Below are 1,158 nucleotides of genomic sequence, written 5' to 3'. Positions count from 1 at the left end.
GGGGCTGCGGGTCTGGTGGTCTGCGCGGCCTGGTTCTTAGGCATCGCCGTGCTCGCGGCGTGGGGCATCGCCGTGAAAACGAGGCCGGGGGAGTCTGCATGACGGCCCGCGAATCCGAGCATCTAACCCGAAACCGCCGCGTGGACGCGGCCCACACACCCGGAGACAGAACCAGATGAAGTCGATCGCCCAGATCGTCCAGAACAACCGCAGGCTCCTCGCGGCCTACGAGGACAAGGTCCAGCCGAGGTTCCTAAGCCGCTATGCGCGCGAACCGATGGACGCCGCCGCCGTGTACCGGAAGCTCCGTGCGCTGGATCCCGGGCCGGATGCGCCGGCCCGGGTCCTCGACCTCGGTTGCGGAACCGGGTGGCTCGCCCGCACGCTCGCCGCTGAGTCTCGCTATCGCAGGGCGAACATCGTCGGCTACGACCTGTCGCCCAATGCGATCCGCATCGCCCGCGAACGCGCCGCCGCCGACGGGCTTGGGGCCCGGACGGAATTCCACGTTGCCGACATCCTCACGCCGCTCGCGGGAGAGCCCGGCGGGGCCTGTGAAATCTGGGTGTGTGGCGCGCTCCACCAAATGAAGGATGCGGGAGCCGCGCTCGGCAGGGTCTCCGGGCTGCTCGCCGACGGCGGCATCGCTTACGTGCAGACGTTCGTCGAGGATCCCGACGTGAACGAGCGGGTCGACATGGCCGTCATGGCGAAGATGGGCCACCGGGTGTTCCGGGGCAGCGAGCTCGAGGACCTCGCCGAAGCCAACGGGCTGAAGCTGGACGGAGCCTCACGCGCCGGCATGGTGTATTTCTGCACTCTCGCGAAGAAAAGCGCGATCGGGGAGGCGGGGAAGTGAGCGCCGTGGACGGGACCGTAGGCCCGTGGTCGCTGCTCGCCCCGATTCGGACCCGGATGCGTGCGGTGGTCGCGTTATCCGTCCTGTCGTCGGTGGCTACCGTCGCTTCGCTGGTCGGCATCATCGACATCGCGATGACGTACCCGGAGGCCCCGGTGCATCGGACGTGGTTGGCCGTGGTTGTCATCGTCGTCGCCGCGACGGTGCGCATGGCTGCGGACGGCGCTGCCGGCATTCTTTCGCACCGGGCGGATAACGACCTGCAGCTCCACCTCCGGCGCCGGTTGGTTGCCCATATC

The 1,158-nt window shown here is 68.6% G+C and carries 1 protein-coding gene and 1 pseudogene; both read left to right on the top strand.

Annotated elements, in window-relative coordinates:
* The first annotated feature begins 175 nt into the window (after positions 1 to 175).
* Entirely contained in the window at positions 176 to 859 is a 684-nt protein-coding gene (locus F4V54_RS10855; protein WP_034668635.1) for a class I SAM-dependent methyltransferase, read from the top strand.
* A pseudogene (locus tag F4V54_RS10850) lies at positions 856 to 1,158 on the top strand (ABC transporter ATP-binding protein); the annotation flags it as partial. The gene F4V54_RS10855 and the pseudogene F4V54_RS10850, both read left to right, overlap by 4 nt.

Origin of the sequence: Corynebacterium tuscaniense, assembly GCF_008693065.1 — a bacterium.
Taxonomy (GTDB): Bacteria; Actinomycetota; Actinomycetes; order Mycobacteriales; family Mycobacteriaceae; genus Corynebacterium; species Corynebacterium tuscaniense.
This window is presented reverse-complemented; position numbering and strand designations above follow the sequence as displayed.

What these genes read in the sequence shown, in the direction of transcription:
- F4V54_RS10855 (WP_034668635.1), top strand. Translation starts at nt 176, where the DNA reads ATGAAGTCGATCGCCCAGATCGTCCAGAACAACCGCAGGCTCCTCGCG.